At 46.3% G+C, this 2,736-nt stretch carries 2 protein-coding genes; one reads left to right on the top strand and one right to left on the bottom strand.

Annotation, left to right across the window (positions count from 1 at the left end):
* A partial coding sequence (locus ACQY6Q_RS08195; protein WP_427980047.1) for an HD-GYP domain-containing protein occupies positions 1-1,547 on the top strand: 1,547 nt, incomplete at its 5' end.
* Between the two features lie 26 nt (positions 1,548-1,573).
* On the opposite strand, the gene ACQY6Q_RS08200 is transcribed toward ACQY6Q_RS08195, so the two are convergent.
* Positions 1,574-2,736, bottom strand: a 1,163-nt coding sequence (locus ACQY6Q_RS08200) for a M24 family metallopeptidase (protein WP_427980049.1), incomplete at its 5' end; no start/stop codon positions are given.

The raw sequence follows: 2,736 nt of genomic DNA on the forward strand, positions 1-2,736 counted from the left end.
GTTTTACCAGCTTAGGTTTAATTACTTATAGAAATCAGCTAGTTAATGATTTGTCTTCTAACGCAGCCAAGCAAGCTGCTGCGCTTGCGGCGACTCTGGCAGTTAAAGAGCAAGAAGACCAACGTAAGCTAGAATATTTTGCTGGCCTATCAATGGTAAGGCTGGGGCTAGAGAGTGGCGATTATACCGCGTTAGAGGAGTTACTGACTAAGTTAATGCTCAGTGATCGCAGCGTTGTGCAGAGTCGTTTGCTCGATAGCGACGGCCTTGAGTTATTTAAGTTAGTGAGTCGCGGTGGTCGGCCAATTCGCTTAAATAGCTTTGAATTGCAAAACAAAGCGCATCGCTATTACGTTAAAGAGTTATTTGCAGCGCACCCAAGTCAAACCTATTTTTCTCAGGTGGATCTTAACGTTGATTATGGCGTACTCGAGCTACCTCATCGCCCAGTATTACGTATTGCGAAACAAATTATCGGCCCTAAAACTAAGCAAATGCTGGGTGCGCTGATGTTTAACTATGACATTCGGCAAGAGCTTGAGCACTTGGCCGCCATTTTGCCTGAGGAGTTAAGGCTGTTTGTAGTTGACGCTAAACAACAGTTTTTATTCCATCCTGATTCAGTTAAGCGCTATTGTGCAGAGTTGCCTTGCGATAGTTATTTTAAAGAGTCACAGTTGCTCAACGAAGCACATCAACGCTTGTATTTTAACCAGCATTTAGCGGCGCTAATTAATTTAGATAGCGCGGCGCGACCAGTCCATAGTGGCTCTCGTTTGCTGGTGGCTTATAAACAAGACTACTTACCTTATTTAACCCAACACTTATCGCCTACTAGGGTATTAACTGACAGTAAATTATGGTGGTTGATACTGGTGCTTAGCATTTTGTTAAGTGGCGTGGCGTGTTACTTACATGCACGAGTAAGCCGCAACTTATATTTGCAGCATCAGCAGCACAAAACCCATAAGTTGCTGGAGAGTTTGAGCCAATTGATGGATAACTTTCACCAAAGTGGTCAGAACTGGTCCAATGAACACTTTAAACGCTTAGCCTATTTTTCTCGTTTACTTGCCGAACATATGGAGCTTGACGAACAGGTAGTAGAGGATATTTATCAGTTTGCTTTTCTACATGATATAGGCAAGTTTTGCAGTATTTCCCCCAAGGGTAAAGAGGGCGATATGCTTCAGCAACAGCGTGCTGAGCAGCGCTCTATATCCAATGGTTATCAATTATTGCGTAACTTTAAATTAGGTTCGGTAGCCAAAAATATAGTGGTAGGCCAGCATGAACGTTGGGATGGTGAGGGCTATCCCAAGCGTTTGGTTGGCCAAGCGATTCCAATAGAGGCGAGAATCGTTAGTTTAGTGCATCACTTCGAGAGTTTAATGGCGCAGCAATTAGATTCGCCGCAGCTTTCTTTTGATACCTGTTATGCGATTATTAATGAGCAAAGTGGTAAGGCTTTTGACCCTAATTTAGTGCAGGCTTTTAATGCGCTAGAGCCAGAGTTACGCCGCGCTTATAGTGAGACCACAAGCTAACATGCTTAACTCGTGGTCGCCAAGGATTAGGCTTTTTGATAGCCAAAGGGGTCGTCGATACTTGGGCTTGGTTGGGTAAACCAAACCGGGCCATTGGCGCTCATGTAAAAATGATCTTCTAGGCGTACGCCAAAATGCCCAGGTAGTACCAGCATAGGCTCGTTACTAAAAACCATGCCTTCAGCCAGAGGCGTTTGGTCACTGGCAACTAAGTAGGGCCCTTCGTGAATATCTAAGCCGCAACCGTGCCCAGTGCGATGGGGCAAGCCCGGTAGCTGGTAGTCTGGCCCGTAGCCATCTTCTGCTAAGGATAAGCGTGCTGCTCTATCTACTTCGGCGCAAGGACGGCCGATTTGAGCAGCCTGAAATGCAGCTAGCTGCGCTTTTTGTTCACTGTGCCAAGCACGGCGCTGTTGCTCACTTGGCTCACCAAAAGCATAACTACGAGTAATATCAGAGTGATAACCATGGAGCAGACAGCCGGTATCAATTAGCACCCAGTCGTTGGCCTTTAGCGTTTGCGCTTCTTTTACGCCATGGGGAAAAGAGCTGGCAATGCCAAATAACACAATGCAAAAAGATGAACCGCTGGCTCCGACTTTTTGGTGGGCCTGATTGATAAACTCTGTTACCTCTGTAGTGGTGATGCCCGGACGTAAGATTCTCGCGGCCGCTTTTTGTACCTCCATGGTCATGTTTTTGGCCCGCTGCATTAGCGCCAGTTCGTTAGCCGACTTTTGCATTCTGCACGCTTGGGTTAAAGGCTCGGCACTAATAAACTGTTGTTCGGGGTTCGCTTTGATTAAGCCATCCACTAAAAAAAAGGCGGCGCTGGCGTCTATGGCAATGCTGCCGTTAATCTCAAGTTGTTGGCATAGTTGCTTGAATAAGAGATAGGGGCTTTGGTGTTCATGCCAACCATGGAAGGGCGCGTCGATTAACATGAAGTCATTGATTGAATCTTGTTCAAAGCACGGTGCCAGATAATGTAATTGACCGTCGGCGCAGAGTAAGGCGCCAACTAGTCGCTCGCTAGCGTTCCAGCTTAAGCCAGTAAAGTAATACAGGTTGGTGCCAGCATTGAGATAGAGTGCGGCTATGCCTTGTTGTTGCATCATTTGGCAAACATGTTGCTGGCGCTGCTGATACTCACTTAGGCTGATGTTGGCGATGTCGCTACACATATTAT

The sequence above is a fragment of the Agarivorans sp. genome, assembly GCF_050295395.1.
GTDB lineage: Bacteria > Pseudomonadota > Gammaproteobacteria > Enterobacterales > Celerinatantimonadaceae > Agarivorans.